Here is a 15,744-nt window from a genome sequence, read left to right as displayed (position 1 = left end):
GCCCATTTTGATCAAAACAGGGTTTCATGGTCTAAAAGTCTGGTAAGTTATTACACCAATCTCCCAAGGTTGTATGACTAATCAAAAAGGAACCCACTGTGAACACGTTAAACCGTCGCAACTTTCCCGGCGCTGAATACCCTGAACGCATTATTCAGTTCGGCGAAGGGAATTTCTTGCGCGCTTTTGTTGACTGGCAAATCGATCTGCTGAACGAGCACACCGACCTTGACGCCGGTGTGGTGGTCGTTCGCCCGATCCAGAGTGATTTCCCGCCGTCTCTGAGTACGCAGGATGGCCTCTATACCACGATTATTCGCGGCCTGAACGAGCAGGGCGAAGCGGTGAGCGATGCGCGTCTTATCCGCTCTGTTAACCGCGAAATCAGTGTCTATGGTCAGTACGATGAGTTCCTGAAACTGGCACACAACCCGAATATCCGTTTTGTGTTTTCCAACACCACGGAAGCCGGTATCAGCTACCACGCGGGCGATAAATTCGATGATGCGCCAGCCGTCAGCTATCCGGCAAAACTGACCCGTCTGCTGTTCGAACGTTTCAGTCATTTCTCTGGCGCGGCCGATAAAGGCTGGGTGATCATTCCGTGTGAACTGATTGATTACAACGGTGATGCGCTGCGTGAACTGGTGCTGCGTTATGCGCAGGAGTGGGCGCTGGGCGCAGAGTTTATCCAGTGGCTGGATGCGGCGAACGATTTCTGCTCCACGCTGGTTGACCGCATCGTAACCGGTTATCCGCGTGACGAAGTGGCGAAACTGGAAGCTGAACTGGGCTACCGCGACAGCTTCCTCGACACCGCAGAGCACTTCTATCTGTTCGTGATCCAGGGGCCTAAATCACTGGCCTCCGAACTGCGTCTCGACAAACTGCCGCTTAACGTCCTGATTGTTGACGACATTAAGCCGTACAAAGAGCGTAAAGTGGCGATCCTCAACGGCGCGCATACCGCGCTGGTACCGGTGGCATTCCAGGCTGGTCTGGATACCGTTGGCGAAGCGATGAACGACAGCGAAATCTGCGCGTTTGTTGAAAAAGCGATTTATGAAGAGATCATTCCGGTGCTTGATCTGCCGCGTGATGAGCTGGAATCATTCGCCAGCGCCGTGACCGGGCGTTTCCGCAACCCGTACATCAAGCATCAGTTGCTGTCGATCGCGCTGAACGGTATGACCAAATTCCGCACCCGTATTCTGCCGCAGTTGCTGGCAGGGCAGAAAGCGACCGGCAAACTGCCTGCGCGTCTGACTTTTGCCCTTGCCGCGCTGATTGCCTTCTACCGCGGTGAGCGTAACGGCCAGCAGTATCCGGTTCAGGATGATGCGCACTGGATCGAACGCTACCAGCAGTTGTGGAGCCAGCACGGCGATCGCCAGATCAGTACCAGCGAACTGGTGAAAGCCGTATTGTCCGTCAGCGAACACTGGGAACAGGATCTGAGCAAAATCACTGGTCTGGTGGAACAGGTGTCGTTAGATCTGGATGCGATACTGCTGCGTGGCATGCGTGAAGCGGTAAAACCGCTGTGCTAAGCGGCAAATGATGAACAGGAAAACCCGGCTGCGGCCGGGGTTTTTTATGGCGAATATTTTGTGTTCATTTTAGTTACAACATACTTATTGAGAGTTGTATAACAGGTTTCAGTAACTTCTGTGCCGGTTATCGTCGACCAGATTGATTTTCCGTCACAATTTCTTAGCAAACTTGCAACTGTGATTGCGATCACGTTTAATAGCAAGGCTATCCCTTTTGCCTGCAACTAAACAATGATCGTTCGCCCACAACAACACTGGCTTCCCCGTCTTTTCGTCTGGCACGGTTCGGTTCTGCCGAAAATCAGTTCACGCCTGTTCATGAACTTCCTGCTCTCCATCGTCGTGGTGTTGATGCTTCCCTGGTATACCTCGCTGGGCATCAAACTGACCGTTGCGCCATTCAGCATTCTCGGCGTGGCTATCGCCATCTTCCTCGGCTTTCGTAATAACGCCTGTTATGCGCGTTACAGCGAAGCGCGTTTACTGTGGGGACAATTGATGATTGCCTCGCGATCATTGCTGCGGGAAGTGAAAACCACGCTACCGAATGAAGCCGATATCACGCACTTTATTCGTCTCCAGGTGGCCTTTGCCCACAGCCTGCGCATGACGCTTCGGCGTAAACCGCAGGCGGAAACGCTGGCGAAATATTTAACGGCTCAAGAGTTGCAAATGGTGCTGGAGACGCATTCGCCCGCGAACCGCATCCTGCTGATCATGGCGGAGTGGCTGGGTGAGCGTCGTGCGCAGGGGGCGCTTTCCGACATCTTATTCCAGAGCATTACACAGCGGCTGCATGATATGTCCGTGGTGCTTTCCGGCTGCGAGCGCATTTTTACCACGCCGCTGCCTTTTGCTTATTCACTGATTCTGCATCGCACGGTCTATCTGTTCTGCATTATGTTGCCGTTTGCGCTGGTGGTGGATTTGCACTACATGACGCCGTTTGTTTCCGTGCTGATCTCTTACACGTTTATCTCGCTGGATACGCTGGCGGAAGAGCTGGAAGAGCCGTTTGGCGTCGAGGATAACGATCTGCCGCTGGATGCGATTTGCAATGCTATCGAGATCGATCTGCTGCAGATGCAGGGCGAAAAAACGTTACCGCACAAAATGACCGCAGACAAAAACTATCAGCTAACCTAAACTTTAGGACGTGAGAGTAAGACACATTACGCATTTTTCGCTTTAATGACATTACTCAGCATAAAGAGGGACGCGCGATGGAAAACTCAGACAGAACGATATCGCTGGCCGTAATGTTGGTTGTCAGCTTATCTCTTCTCGCTACGGCGTGGGATCTCTCCTTCGTTAGTAGCTTGCCCTGAACTTCTACTGCCCGCCAAGCAGCGCCCGTGTTTCTATAGCCGGGCGCTGTAATAACGCTTCTGCTTCCGCATACGAACGCACATTGGTATAGCCAATAATCAGGCCGTAGCGCTTGCTGGTCTGGTTATACCAGCGCGACAGCGCGCTGACCTGCAATTCGTGGCGCTGCCAGATCTCCGCCAGCGCCACATCCTGCGTGCTGGTGCGTAAAAACGCGATAATATGCATGCCGCCATCGCTGACTTCCACGCTGAACAAGTGCGGATAAATGTTCTCCAGCGCGGCCAGCACGTTCTTTCTGCGCAGCGAGTAGAGCGTGCGCATTTTTTTCAGATGCTGATAAAAGTGGCCTTCGCCAAGAAAGGCGGCGAGAATTTTTTGTGTCAGTACCGGCTGGCCACTTTCGGTCAGCGCAGCGGTTTCATGGAAACGGGCGAGCGCGGCGCGGGGTAACACAAGGTAACTGATGCGCAGGGCGGGCATCACCGTCTTGCTGAATGTCCCCATATAGATGACCCGATCATCACTATCAAGACTCTTCATCGCCGGAAGGACTTTCCGGGTGTAGTGAAACTCACCGTCATAATCATCTTCGACGATCCAACTCTCATTCTGGCTGGCCCACTTCAACAACTGGTGTTTGCGCGGCAGCGACATCGTGACCGCAAGCGGGCTTTGATGTGACGGTGTCACAAATAACAGACGGGCATCAGGGTGATAACGCAGCAAATAATCGACATTCATGCCTTGATCATCGACCGGCACAAAGTGCAGGTTTGCGGCGGCGCGTTTCAGTGCCTGCTGACCAAAAAAGTAACCGGGATCTTCAAACAGCACTTTGTCGCGGTCTGTCGCCAGCGTATTGAGGATCAAGCGCAGGTTATTGCTGTAACCGCTGGTAATAAACACCTGATCTGCGGTGCAGGATAACCCGCGCGAGACATTCACATAATGGGCGATGGCCTCACGCAGCGGCGCATAGCCCGCCAGCGGGGGATTGGTCATCTCCAGTGGCTGCATGGAGCGCACCGCTTTGCCGCACAGCAGTAGCCATTTCTTGTAGGGAAAGGCATCCAGAGACGGAATACCGAGGCGCAAAAAGCCTTGCTGGTCGCGCAACACGTCCATCATGGCGGGTGGTTTTTCTTCGGCAACGGGTTGTTTCGAAGCCGGTTTCCGTGCTGGCAGAATCAGATCCGGGTTCACCCGCGTACCGCGCGCGCCGTGGCTGATAAGGTAACCTTCGCCGACCAGAATCGCCCATGCAGTTTCGACGGTTTTACGCGCCACGCCTAACTCGCTGGCCAGCACGCGCACGGAGGGAACTTTGTCACCAGGCTTCAATAACCCGCTGACAATGCTATGGCGATACTGCTCATAAATGCTCTTATAGCCCGGCTTCATGTCCTACCTTTATTTTCAGTTTTTGCATCTTTTTACTACGGCATAAGGCAGTAATATAACCCCGGTCGAACAACTCTACGAGGCAAAAAACATGAGCACCCGCATCAATCTTTTCCAGACCGTTCCGGCGTTGATCAAAACCCTGTCCGATGCCAGCCAGGCGTCGCATAGCAGCAGCCTGGATATTACTCTCAAAAATCTGGTCGATATTCGGGCATCGCAGCTCAACGGCTGCGCGTTTTGTCTGGATATGCATGTGAAGCAGGCCAAACTGCACGGTGAGCGTGAACTGCGTCTTTACCATGTGGCTATCTGGCGCGAGTCGCCGCTGTTCACCGCAAAAGAGAAAGCGGCGCTGGCGCTGAGCGAAGCGCTAACCCAGCCTGGTGTCGATGGCGTACCGGATGCGCTGTACCGCGAAGCGCGCGAGCATTTCAGCGAAGTGGAGTTGTCTGAACTGACATTTGCCATTGCCATTATTAATGCCTGGAATCGCCTGATGATTGCGTCACGCACGCTGCCGGGCGCGCTGGATAAGGCCTATGGTCTGGATCGTGCGCATCTGGAGTGATCAACCCGCCCGGACAAAGTCGATAAACGCCCGCAATCCCTCCGGGATATGGCGATGTCCGGGATAGTAAAGACACAGCCCCTGAAACGGCTGTGTCCATTCATCCAGCACGCTCACCAGCCGTCCGGTACGTAAATCCTCTTCAATGTAAAACCCCGGCAGAAAGCCGACGCCCAGCCCGGCGCGTACGGCCGTAAGCGAAGTAAAAAAATCGGAAGTGGCAAGCCTGGGCGGGATCGCGAGGGCGTAGTGCTGCCCGTGGCGTGACAGCTCCCAACGATAAATCCCGCCGTTCGCCATGCGCATGCAAATGCCCTGATGTTGATAAAGATCATCCGGCGTCTGCGGCGTACCGTGCGTGGCGAACCACTCGGGCGTAGCCACTATCTGCATGCGGATATCTGGCGTTAGCGGAACGGCAATCATATCCTGCGGGATGGATTCGCCAAGGCGAATGCCGGCATCGTAACCCTCCGCCACAATATCAATCATCCGTGCTTCGCTGGTGATTTCGAGGCGCATTAGCGGATAGCGGGCCAGAAAACGCACCACAATATCATCGAGAAACAGCTGACCAACGGCCTGCGGTATATTAATGCGTAGCGTGCCGGAGGGTTCCGCCGGAAGGCTGTGGATCTCATCGGTTGCCTGCTGAATTTCACGCAGCGCCGGGCCAACCCGTGCCACAAAGCGCTCTCCGGCTTCGGTCAACGCCACACTGCGGGTGGTGCGATGAAACAGCCGCACATTAAGGCGGCTTTCCAGACCAGCAATAGCGTTACTTACCGCCGTTGGCGACATACTCAGCGCCTGTGCCGCCGCGCGAAAACTGCCGAGGCGCATCACCGCCATCACCACCTCCAGCTCAATCAATCCTGAACGATGCATAGATTATCCCGAATTTCGAAACAACCCATGCAGGATAGCGTGGATTATCTGCGAGATAAAGCTGTGCCACACTGAGCCAACTGTCCTGAAGGAGGTTCAAATGCACCAGGTAGAACAGATTTCGATTAACGGTGAATGGGTCACGCCGCAGGGTACCGAGCGATTCGACCTTTTTAACCCGGCGACGGGCGAAGTGATTGGTCAGGTGCGTCTGGCCAATGAAGAGGATACGCAGCGGGCGATAGCGGCGGCAAAAGCGGCGTTTGCTGGCTGGTCTGCGACTACCGTGGCCGAACGCGTGGCGGCACTGACGCGAATGCGCGATGCGCTGGCTGGCAGCAAACAGGCGTTGTTGCAGGCGATCGTCATGGAATATGGCGCGCCGGAAACCCGCGCCGTCTGGATGGCCCGCTACCCGGTCGCGGTGGTTGATGAGGCGATTTCTGCGTTAAAAGCCTTTACGTTTCGCTCGCAGATTGGCCTGGCGCAGGTGGCGATGACGCCGCTGGGTGTGGCCGGGCTTATCACGCCGTGGAACAGCAACGCCGGATTTATCTGTGGCAAACTGGCCGCCGCGCTGGCTGCGGGCTGTACGGCGGTTATCAAACCCAGTGAGATGAGCGCGTTGCAAACGCAGGTAGTGATCAATGCGTTGCATCAGGCCGCACTGCCGCCGGGCGTATTTAATATTGTCACCGGGCGGGGCGACGTGGTCGGCGAGGTGATTAGCCGTCATCCAGATGTGGCGAAAATCTCATTTACTGGCTCTACCGCGACAGGAAAAGCGATTCTGCGCAACGCTGCGGAGAGTTTTAAGCGCGTAACGCTGGAGTTGGGCGGTAAATCGCCGACGATTATTCTTGATGACGCCAACTTAGCGACCGCCGTGCCGCTGGCGATCCAGGCCGGGTTGATGAACAGTGGCCAGGCCTGTATCGCCGGAACGCGAATTCTGGTTCCGCAATCACGCAAAGCCGAGTGCGAAGCCGCGCTGGCGAAGGCAATGGCGGCGGTGAACGTTGGCGATCCGCGCGATCCGGCGACCACCGTCGGGCCGATGGTCAGTGAAAAGCAGTGGCAGCGCGTGCAATCTTATATTCGTCTTGGATTGCAGGAGGGCGCACGGTTGCTGGCGGGTGGTGAAGGGCGGCCGGAAAACTGCGGGCAAGGGTGGTTTGTCCGGCCAACGCTGTTTGCCGATGTGCGAAACGAAATGCGCATTGCGCGGGAAGAGATTTTCGGGCCGGTGCTGACGGTGATGAGCTACCAGGATGAGGCTGATGCCGTGGCTATCGCTAATGATACGGAATACGGTTTAAGCGCGCTGGTACTGGGTGAAGACCGCGAACGGGCGCAGCGCGTGGCAGCGCAAATCCATGCGGGCCGTGTGCAGGTCAATACGCTGGCGCATGAGCCGCGCGCGCCGTTTGGCGGCTTTAAACACTCAGGAATCGGGCGGGAGATGGGAGTGTGGGGGCTGTCGGCGTTTATGGAACCTAAAGCGATCATCAGCGAATAGCAGGCCCGGCGGGCGGGCCTGCAAGCGGTTTTAGCGTGCCAACTGGAAATAACGCACTGAATCGCGCAGGCCTTCGCTCTGCTCGGTCATCGACTGCGCGGCAACGGCTGCCTGTTCCACCAGCGTGGCGTTCTGCTGAGTTACCTGATCCATCTGGTCGATGGCGACGCTGATCTCTTTAATACCCTGATGCTGTTCGGTTGAAGCGGCTGAAATCTCCGCAACGATATCCGTCACCTTGTTCACCGAGGTGACAATCTCTTCCATCGCCCGGCTGGCTGTGTCGGCGTAGCGCGAACCGTCGGTGATTTTCTCCACCGTTCCTTCGATCAGTTGCTTGATCTCTTTTGCGGACTCGGCGCTTTTCTGCGCCAGGTTGCGTACTTCACCGGCAACCACGGCAAAGCCTTTACCCTGTTCTCCGGCGCGGGCGGCTTCAACGGCGGCGTTCAGCGCCAGAATGTTAGTCTGGAAGGCGATCCCTTCAATCACGGAAATAATGTCGACAATTTTCTGCGAACTGGCCGAAATTTCATGCATGCGTTTCAGCATGTCATCCACTTCTTTACCGCCTTTGACGGCGGTCTGCGAGGTCTGACGCGCCAGGTCGCTCGCTTTACGGGCGTTTTCCGCGTTACTCTTCACGTTCTCCGTGATTTGCTGCATATTCGACGACGTTTGTACCAGCGAAGCGGCTTGTTCTTCGGTACGCTGCGACAGATCGTTGTTGCCTTCGGAGATTTCGCTGGCGGCGTGGGAAATGGATTCACTGCCGTCGATTATGCCGTTAATGATCCCGGCCAGTCGGGCATTCATAAAGTTGATGGTCGCCAGCAGGCTCTGGGTATCGTTGTCGCGCAGTTTGACCTGCGTACCCAGATTTCCTGCGGCAATTTCTTTCATGATTGACACTGCATAAGCCGGTTCGCCGCCAAGCTGGCGCGCCAGGTTACGCGAGATAAACAGGGCAATCACGCCGGTTGCAATCAGCGCCAGCAGCAGCAAACCGCTCAGCATATAGATCGCCTGTTTATAGGCCGCCTGCGAGGCTTCACCGGCATCATTGCCCAGCGCGACTTCCATATCCACCAGCGTAGCCAGGTCTTTCATTAACTGTGTGCGGTATTTCGATGACACCGCGCCGCTGATTTTGGCGGCTTCTGCGGCGTTGCCGTTTTTCATCTCTTCGATAACTTTGGCGTTCACATCGATAAAGTTTTTGAAGTTATCGACCACCGTGGCGAAGAGGGCGCGCATCTCTTGTGGATCGTGCGCGGAGATATTGGCGTACGCCTGCTGCGCGCGCAGGAACGTCTCCTGGTTTTGCAGTAATTCGCCGCGGTGCTGCTCCAGCGATTCCGGTGTTGTCGAAGCGATGTACTGCACCTGCTGTAAGCGCATTTCGGCTAAGACGCCGCGCATTTCAAGGGTATAGCGCACGCCCGGCATGCGATTTTTGCGGAACTGATCAATGTGATCTTTGCTCATATTGAGCTGATAAATGGACACAATGCCCAACAGTAACATCATGACAATGAGGATGGAGAAACCGATAAGCAATTTAGTCAATACGGTGGCTTGTGATAATTTTTTCATAATTCAACGCTGTGTAAAGGAAGATAGTATTAATAACGGCAGCTTTTAAGATTTTATTGATTTATTTATCTGATCAATATCACAATTTACTGAGGTAATTGTGCAAAAGCCCACATCGCAACGCGTAATTTAGGATAAAACCATTTTGGCTGTTAATAATGTAAATGATTTGTATTTGTGAGGATTGAAATAATGTTTTACATGCGCTAATCGTGCAGAAAGAGATTATTTTCCGCACACTGAAAAATGGGGGGTAAAAATTAATGTGACAGGCTTAATGGCAGTTCATCTGCCCATTTTGTCGCCTGGTTCATTAACTCTGCGACGGCGGAATTGGGCAGGCCGATTTCGTGGCTGATATCGCTGGCTTCTTCCCATCTTCTCAGCTCGAAAAGACGCGCGAGCTGCACAAACGGATAGAGCCTACCGCTCTCATTTTCCAGCGCGGTTGCAACCTCCGGTGACACGGCGATTTGCCCCATTAACTCTTCGAGCGGCAGGCCGAGGATCACATCCAGCAATGAAAACAGACCGACCATAAAGGCATCATTGCTGAGACTGGCGGCGGAAGTCCGTTCTGCAACCAGTTCGCAGAATTTAGCGCGAATCAGACTCAGATAATAAATCTCCGTATTGGTCACGTTGTCGAAGGAGGTCAGACAGGCCATCAATACAAAGCGGCGCATTTCATTAATGCCAAGATAAACAACAATATCGCGCAGCGACTGACTACGAAAACCGCTCACGCCACGGGTGTTATAAAGGATATTTTGCGCATAGCGCATAATTTTAAACGACAACGTGACATCGCGTTTTAACAGCTCTTCAATTTTATTAAGATTTGGCGATTCAACGTTCACTTCCTGCATTAATTTCAGGGCAAATGCCTGGTTCTGTACCAGTTTATTCCGTTTGGTGACCACCGGCTTGCTGAAAAAATAACCCTGAAAAAGATGAAAGCCCAATTTTTTATAGGATTCAAACTCATCATAGGTTTCAACTTTCTCTGCCAGTAATACGGCATGACGCAACGATTCGCGGTTAGTGCGAATATAGTGACCGATTTCCTCGCGCGGGCTTCTCCTTATATCAAATTTAATCACGTCGATATACGGAATAAAGGCATCCCATTCGTTACCGGGAATGAAGTCATCCAGCGCGATGCGAAAGCCCAGGGTGTGCATACGTTTTACCACTTCCAGCAATGAGCGATCCGGGTCGGCATCTTCGAGTATTTCAATCACCACGCGGTTCTTTGGCAGGGTTTCCGCCAGCCCCTGAACCAGTAACTGATAGGGGAAATTGACATATACGGTGCTGTTGTCGTTTTTACGCCCCACCGGAGCGCTAAGAAATTGCTCTTCAATCAACTGGGTAGTGGCCTGCTCGGCGGAAACATCCGGGAATCGGTTATCCATACTGTCCCTGAAGAGCAGTTCGTAACCAACAGTATTCAATTGGTTATCAAAAATCGCCTGTCTGGCTACAAAAGAGTACATTTGCCACCTCGCGCGCCTGCGTACTTCTTATCTTCGTTATGCACTATATAAGTAACAGTAACATCACGGCTACATGATCCCTGTGATTGTTGCGGGATATTTCACCTTCAATGTTAAAAAATATAGGGCAACAAATAAGAAATGCACGGCAGCAGTGGCCCGTTTCACTTAAGGTTAGCGGGCCGCGTGAAATATTTTCAGGAAGGGGCAAAACAGAATGCGCGTTCGCAGCAGGCGTCGCAACTTGGGGAACGACAAATAAGCTCGCCAGCAGAATGCAGGCAGCGCTGACGATAAAAAAACTTTTTCCAGCGCATATTTTCGCTGTTCATTTCTACCAGCAGAGGAAAACAGTCACTCATTAATTCGCGCAATTCCTGACGCGAGCTTAGCCCCAGATCCTGCCACAGGTGGTTAAACGCCAGCGAAACACTGGCGATAATGTTGTGCATCGGCGCCGCGCCTGGCGCCATATAGCCCGCCAGCCACTGCGCCAGTTGTTGCTGTTCGTCGCTGCGGGTGGCATTCAGCTCGCTCATCAGCTTTTGCCGCAGCAAACAATCGGCAGGCATCGGCTGCGTGGGAGGATCGAACTGCGCCTGCAGGGCATCCCATTCGGTCGCCCGCAAGCCCATCATCAGCGGATAACAGCCTTCTCCGTGTGCATAGAGCCACAGCAAACGCCGCAGCCAATCGTGAACAGGCATCATGCCACCCCCCGTGACGCAGGATCGGACTGCGCATTTTTCCGCCACTGCTGCCACCAGCCGGTCAGCGCCTCGTTAACCGGTTGCCAGGCGTGATCGACGCAGGGTTGAATGCCGCGCGCTTCCAGTTTTTGCCACGGTGCGTAGCCGATACGGGCGCAAAATACTGCTTTCACATCGGCCAGCAGATCGAGAACTGCGGCCATCCGCGCGTCGCTGTCCTGCGGTTCGCAGTTGTCGCTTCCCTGACAAAATTTCGGCGTAAAGCGCTCATTGACCAGCACCGCGCCCGCTGCCGACAGGCTGTAAATGCGAAAGCGATCGGCATGACCAAAGTGGCAATCAATCGCATCGCCACGCGTGGAGGCGACCGCCACCAGGCAGGCATCCGGCTCTTCCGATTCACCGCGCGTGGCAATGCTGGCATGCAACTGCGCCCGGCGGTAAAGCGTTGGCAACCACGGCTGCGGAGACTCTTCAACCGGCGTCAGGGCAAACTGCTGGCTGCGATCTTCACCGAGCATGCCAATCGCATCAGCGCGGCACTGCTGGCAGTGCGTCATCTGCGGCATCAGCTCGCCGCAACGCTCGCGCACCTGGGCTATCATCTGCGCATCTGGTTCCGGCTGCCCGTTCAGGCCGAACACCGTACCGTGCTCCGGGCGGGCAATCAGCGGCATAATATTATGAATAAAGGCTCCGCTGGCGCGCAGTTCGCGGCTGACATCGCTCAGGACGCCATCGTTGATGCCAGGGATCAATACCGAGTTGATCTTCACCAGCACGCCTTTCGCCGTCAGGCGACGCACGCCTTCAAGCTGGCGGGCAATCAGGATCTCACCGGCTTCACGCCCGCTGTAACGTTCACCGTCCAGCCACAGCCAGGCGTAGATTTGCGCCGCGATATCGGCATCCAGCGTATTGATCGTCACCGTGACATGGTCAACGCCAACATTTACCAGTCTCTCTACCGCATCCGGTAGCATCAGCCCGTTGGTTGAGAGGCAAAGTTTCAGGTCGGGGAGCTGTTCGCGCACCATTTCCAGAGTGGTGAATGTGCGTTGAATGTTGGCCAGCGGGTCGCCAGGCCCGGCGATACCAACCACGGACAATTGAGGGATCGCGGCGGCTACATGGCGTACTTTGGCTACCGCCTGTTCCGGCGTCAGCAGGGATGACGAGACACCGGGGCGCGATTCATTACTGCAATCAAATTTGCGGTTGCAGTAGTTACATTGCAGGTTACAGGCAGGCGCGACCGGCAGATGCATACGGGCATAGCGGTGATGACCGTTTTGCGAGTAGCAGGGGTGCGACGCCACCTTACCGGCAACGACATCAGATAAAGGTTCGCGCTGCCCGGAGTGACAGCGTGAACCACCAGCGGCGGATAAGCAGGAAGTCATGGGCGTACCTTGTTTGTGTGGTCATAACCTCCTGCTGCAAAACCTGTACCGCTTGTTGTTAATGTAACTTACTGAAAATTAATGTTTTAAATTCACCGTGTCGTCGTTTGTTTGTCGAGTTTGTGGCGTTTGGCTGACAATGTGCCGAATGTCACAAAAACCTGCGCTACATTCTCGGCATGGTAATGTCCATGGTCTGAATACGATAGGCGACCTGGCGCGGGGTCATTCCCAGCAGGCGCGCGGCTTTTGCCTGTACCCAACCGGCTTTCTCCAGCGCGGCAATCAATCTTTGTCGCTCATCAAGGTTCTGATCGAGCCAGCTCTCTTCGCGCGGCGCACTGGGCTGCGGCGGTTTTGGCAGATTTTCCCGGTGGTGAAACAAAATCACGTCGCGATCGATTAGCCCGCTTTCCGACATGACTGCCGAGCGCTCAAGGCAGTTTTCCAGTTCACGCACGTTTCCAGGCCAGCTATAGCTCATCAACAAACGGATCGCTCCATCGCTGATGCGCAGCGTGCGGTTCTGGTTTTGCGCGATTTTGCGCACCAGAAAATGCGCCAGCTCGGCAATATCCTCCTGGCGCTCGCGGAGCGGGGGCAGGGAGATGGGCATCACATTGAGGCGATAGTAGAGATCTTCGCGAAAATTCCCCAGCCGCACTTCCTCTTCCAGATTACGGTTAGTGGCGGCAATGATCCGTACATTCACCAGCAGCGTTTCGTCTCCGCCGACGCGTTCCATTTCGCCTTCCTGCAAGATACGCAGCAATTTCGCCTGAAACGAGGCGCTACTTTCGCCGATCTCATCAAGAAACAGCGTACCGCCATCCGCCAGTTCGAAGCGGCCTTTACGCTGGCGCACTGCGCCGGTAAATGCGCCTTTTTCATGGCCGAAGAGTTCACTCTCCAGCAGCGTATCGGGCAGCGCTGCGCAGTTGAATTTGACAAACGGCGCGGCGGCGCGCGGTGAATTGTGGTGGATAGCATTGGCTATCAGCTCCTTACCGGTTCCGCTTTCGCCACGCACCAGCACCGTGGTGTCCCAGCGTGATACCTGGCGAATAATTTCCAGCGTCTGACGCATAGCCGCGCTTTTACCGACCATGTTTTCAAAGCCAAACGCTCGCGACGATGCGCATCCGCGCTGGCTGGCAATCTGCGCGGCAGCAGCACGGGGTGAGGGCGCGACGCTGGGCGGCGTCATCAGGCGAACGGTTTGCGCCACCAGATTGGCGACGGTTTCCAGAAAACGCGTGCAGGCGGGTAGCCGCTCCTCGTAGCGGGCCATCGGCTGGGCGGCCAGCACGCCGATAGGCTGCGAGTTTGGCCCCATCAGTGGCACGGCGATAAACGGCAGGCTGTAATCATACAATCCCAGGCGATCGAGAAAACGCTGATCGTCGGAGACACAGGGCAGCACCAGCGATTGTCCCTGTGACAGCACCGTGCCCACCAGCCCTTCGCCTGGACGGTAGCGAATCTGCGAACTGCCGGGAATTAACTGCTGATCGGCCTCCTGCAAGGCTTCAATGGTAAGGATCGCTTGCTGGCTGTCGTACAGACAGATCATCCCGTGCTGCATAAAGGCATCGTTGTGCAGCACGCACAGCACTTCCTGTAGCGTCTGCCCGACCTCCGTCGCCCGGCTTAACACCACGCTGATACGCTGCATGGCGGTGAACTGCTGGGAGAGGTCAAAGCGCCAGACGGTTGTACCCGACTCGGTTCGCTGAGTCATAGTGAGCCTCCGGTCAGTGAGTGAAATAACGGGAAACGCAGGGTCAGGCAGGTGCCTCCCTGAGGGCGGGAGGTCAGTTCTATTGCGCCGCGATGGTGGGCGACCAGCGTCTGGATCAGCCGCAGCTCCATGCCTTTACCGGGCGCATTGAGCGCATCGGGGGAATGGGTATAGCGCACCTGAATCAGCGGCACATTGTCGTTTAAATAGAACGACAGCCAGCCGCTCTCTTCGCGGGCGTAAAGCTGAGTCTGTACCGTGAAATCACGTAGCTCCGCGGCAATATCCAGGGTTCTGTCGAGCCACAGGCTCAGGCAGGCAAGCAGTTGTGTTCGTTGGCCAAAGCCCACCAGATCGGGGGATTCCAGCTCAATTTGCAGGTTTTCGCCCTGGTTATAGCGGGTGTGATACAGGGCGCGTAGATCGTCAAGGAACGGCTGGAGCGGCCAGACTCCCGGGCTTTCCAGCTCCAGCGACGGACGGCAGCGTTGCAGCCGCGCCATCGCTTCTTCACCTTCACGCCAGGCGGCATCCAGCGCCAGATTGCTGTGATCGTCGCCATTTAAGCGACGTGCGGCGGCCAGCATATTAATTGGGCAATTGAGTTGCACCAGCGCGGCGTCCAGCGATTCGCGGATCGCCGCCAGCAATTTACCGCTGGTTATCTGCTGCTTCAGACGATCAAGACGCCCCTGTTCCTGTTGTTGCTGCTGCTGGGTATTGTCGGTGATCACCACCAGCGTGCGCGGCACGGCGCTATCAATAAAGTAGCGGCCTGCTTCTTCACTGACGCCCGGCAGCGCCCAGCAGGTAACGGACAACCAGCGCACGGTGCCGCGCAGCGCTACCGGCAGCACCAGGCCCTGCGCCAGCTCCGCCTTATGGGCGGAAAAATTGAGTTCGGTGAGCAGTTCTTTACCGCCGCAATCGGCGCAAAAGGTTTTGTAGGCGAGGTTATCCATCACCACCTGATCGCGTTCATCCACCACCACAACCGCCGCCGGAATGTTATTCAAGACGGCTTCGGTCAGCGTCATATGATTGCGCAGCCGTTGTTCCAGCGCGTAGCTGGTACTGATGTCGCGCTGCATGGCCAGGTAATGTTCGAGTTTGCCGAACGCATTAAACAGTGGGGTAATGTCGATCTCCACCAGAAACAGGCTGCCGTCGCGGCGACGGTTGATCAGCTGCCCGCGCCACGGACGGTGTTGCAGCAGGGTGTGCCACATATCCTGGTAGATTTCACGCGGCGTCTGCTTACTGGCAAGCAGGCGCGGGTTTTGCTGCAACAACTCTTCCAGTTCATACCCCGACTGGCGGCAAAACGCGGGGTTGGCGTAGAGAATGTGGGCATCGGCATCGGTCAGTGAAATCGCGACGGGCGCCTGTTCAACCATGGTGAAAAACAACCCGGGATGCTGTTGTGAGAGCGCCCCGGCGATCTCGGCGGGCGCGGCGGCGTCCATCATCATATTCAGGGTCATCACAAACTCCTGTGGTCAACATGGGAATGTCGCAGTTATGACAATTT

General features: G+C 55.3%; 12 protein-coding genes. 4 read left to right on the top strand and 8 right to left on the bottom strand.

Annotated features, from left to right (window positions below):
• The first annotated feature begins 98 nt into the window (after positions 1 to 98).
• Both DK872_RS20420 and DK872_RS20415 read left to right on the top strand, forming a co-directional pair.
• Complete coding sequence (locus DK872_RS20420) at positions 99 to 1,550, top strand: tagaturonate reductase (protein ID WP_161518764.1); 1,452 nt, start codon at positions 99 to 101, stop codon at positions 1,548 to 1,550.
• A 234-nt stretch (positions 1,551 to 1,784) separates the two neighbouring features.
• Positions 1,785 to 2,699, top strand: coding sequence for a bestrophin family protein (locus DK872_RS20415; RefSeq protein ID WP_007374949.1), 915 nt, complete (start codon positions 1,785 to 1,787; stop codon positions 2,697 to 2,699).
• 186 nt (positions 2,700 to 2,885) lie between these two features.
• Here the strand turns inward: DK872_RS20415 and DK872_RS20410 are convergent, their stop codons facing one another.
• Positions 2,886 to 4,286, bottom strand: a complete 1,401-nt coding sequence (locus DK872_RS20410; protein ID WP_071920763.1) for a PLP-dependent aminotransferase family protein — start codon at positions 4,284 to 4,286, stop codon at positions 2,886 to 2,888.
• Between the two features lie 91 nt (positions 4,287 to 4,377).
• Here DK872_RS20410 and DK872_RS20405 point away from each other — a divergent pair, with 91 nt between their 5' ends.
• Positions 4,378 to 4,857: a carboxymuconolactone decarboxylase family protein gene (locus tag DK872_RS20405; RefSeq protein WP_007374951.1), complete on the top strand. Its 480-nt coding sequence runs from the start codon at positions 4,378 to 4,380 to the stop codon at positions 4,855 to 4,857.
• On the opposite strand, the gene DK872_RS20400 is transcribed toward DK872_RS20405, so the two are convergent.
• A complete protein-coding gene (locus DK872_RS20400) occupies positions 4,858 to 5,745 on the bottom strand; it encodes a LysR family transcriptional regulator (RefSeq protein ID WP_007374952.1) in 888 nt (295 codons plus the stop codon).
• A gap of 100 nt (positions 5,746 to 5,845) precedes the next feature.
• Here DK872_RS20400 and DK872_RS20395 point away from each other — a divergent pair, with 100 nt between their 5' ends.
• Positions 5,846 to 7,264, top strand: coding sequence for an aldehyde dehydrogenase family protein (locus DK872_RS20395; protein WP_161518763.1), 1,419 nt, complete (start codon positions 5,846 to 5,848; stop codon positions 7,262 to 7,264).
• A 30-nt stretch (positions 7,265 to 7,294) separates the two neighbouring features.
• Here the strand turns inward: DK872_RS20395 and DK872_RS20390 are convergent, their stop codons facing one another.
• The 6 genes from DK872_RS20390 to nifL form a co-directional block, all read right to left on the bottom strand.
• Positions 7,295 to 8,860: a methyl-accepting chemotaxis protein gene (locus DK872_RS20390; protein WP_035885762.1), complete on the bottom strand. Its 1,566-nt coding sequence runs from the start codon at positions 8,858 to 8,860 to the stop codon at positions 7,295 to 7,297.
• 260 nt (positions 8,861 to 9,120) lie between these two features.
• Positions 9,121 to 10,359, bottom strand: a complete 1,239-nt coding sequence (locus DK872_RS20385) for an EAL and HDOD domain-containing protein (RefSeq protein WP_035885761.1) — start codon at positions 10,357 to 10,359, stop codon at positions 9,121 to 9,123.
• Between the two features lie 197 nt (positions 10,360 to 10,556).
• A complete protein-coding gene (locus tag DK872_RS20380; RefSeq protein ID WP_172825171.1) occupies positions 10,557 to 11,069 on the bottom strand; it encodes a nitrogen fixation protein NifQ in 513 nt (170 codons plus the stop codon).
• Positions 11,066 to 12,472: a nitrogenase cofactor biosynthesis protein NifB gene (nifB, locus tag DK872_RS20375; protein ID WP_007374957.1), complete on the bottom strand. Its 1,407-nt coding sequence runs from the start codon at positions 12,470 to 12,472 to the stop codon at positions 11,066 to 11,068. Before nifB ends, DK872_RS20380 begins: the two co-directional genes overlap by 4 nt.
• Positions 12,473 to 12,638: 166 nt before the next feature.
• Positions 12,639 to 14,213: a nif-specific transcriptional activator NifA gene (gene nifA / locus DK872_RS20370; RefSeq protein WP_007374958.1), complete on the bottom strand. Its 1,575-nt coding sequence runs from the start codon at positions 14,211 to 14,213 to the stop codon at positions 12,639 to 12,641.
• Positions 14,210 to 15,697 (bottom strand): nitrogen fixation negative regulator NifL, encoded by a 1,488-nt coding sequence (nifL, locus tag DK872_RS20365; protein WP_007374959.1) that lies wholly within the window; start codon positions 15,695 to 15,697, stop codon positions 14,210 to 14,212. Before nifL ends, nifA begins: the two co-directional genes overlap by 4 nt.
• Positions 15,698 to 15,744: the final 47 nt, after the last annotated feature.

This window comes from Kosakonia sp. MH5 (genome assembly GCF_009935945.1).
GTDB lineage: Bacteria > Pseudomonadota > Gammaproteobacteria > Enterobacterales > Enterobacteriaceae > Kosakonia > Kosakonia radicincitans.
This window is presented reverse-complemented; position numbering and strand designations above follow the sequence as displayed.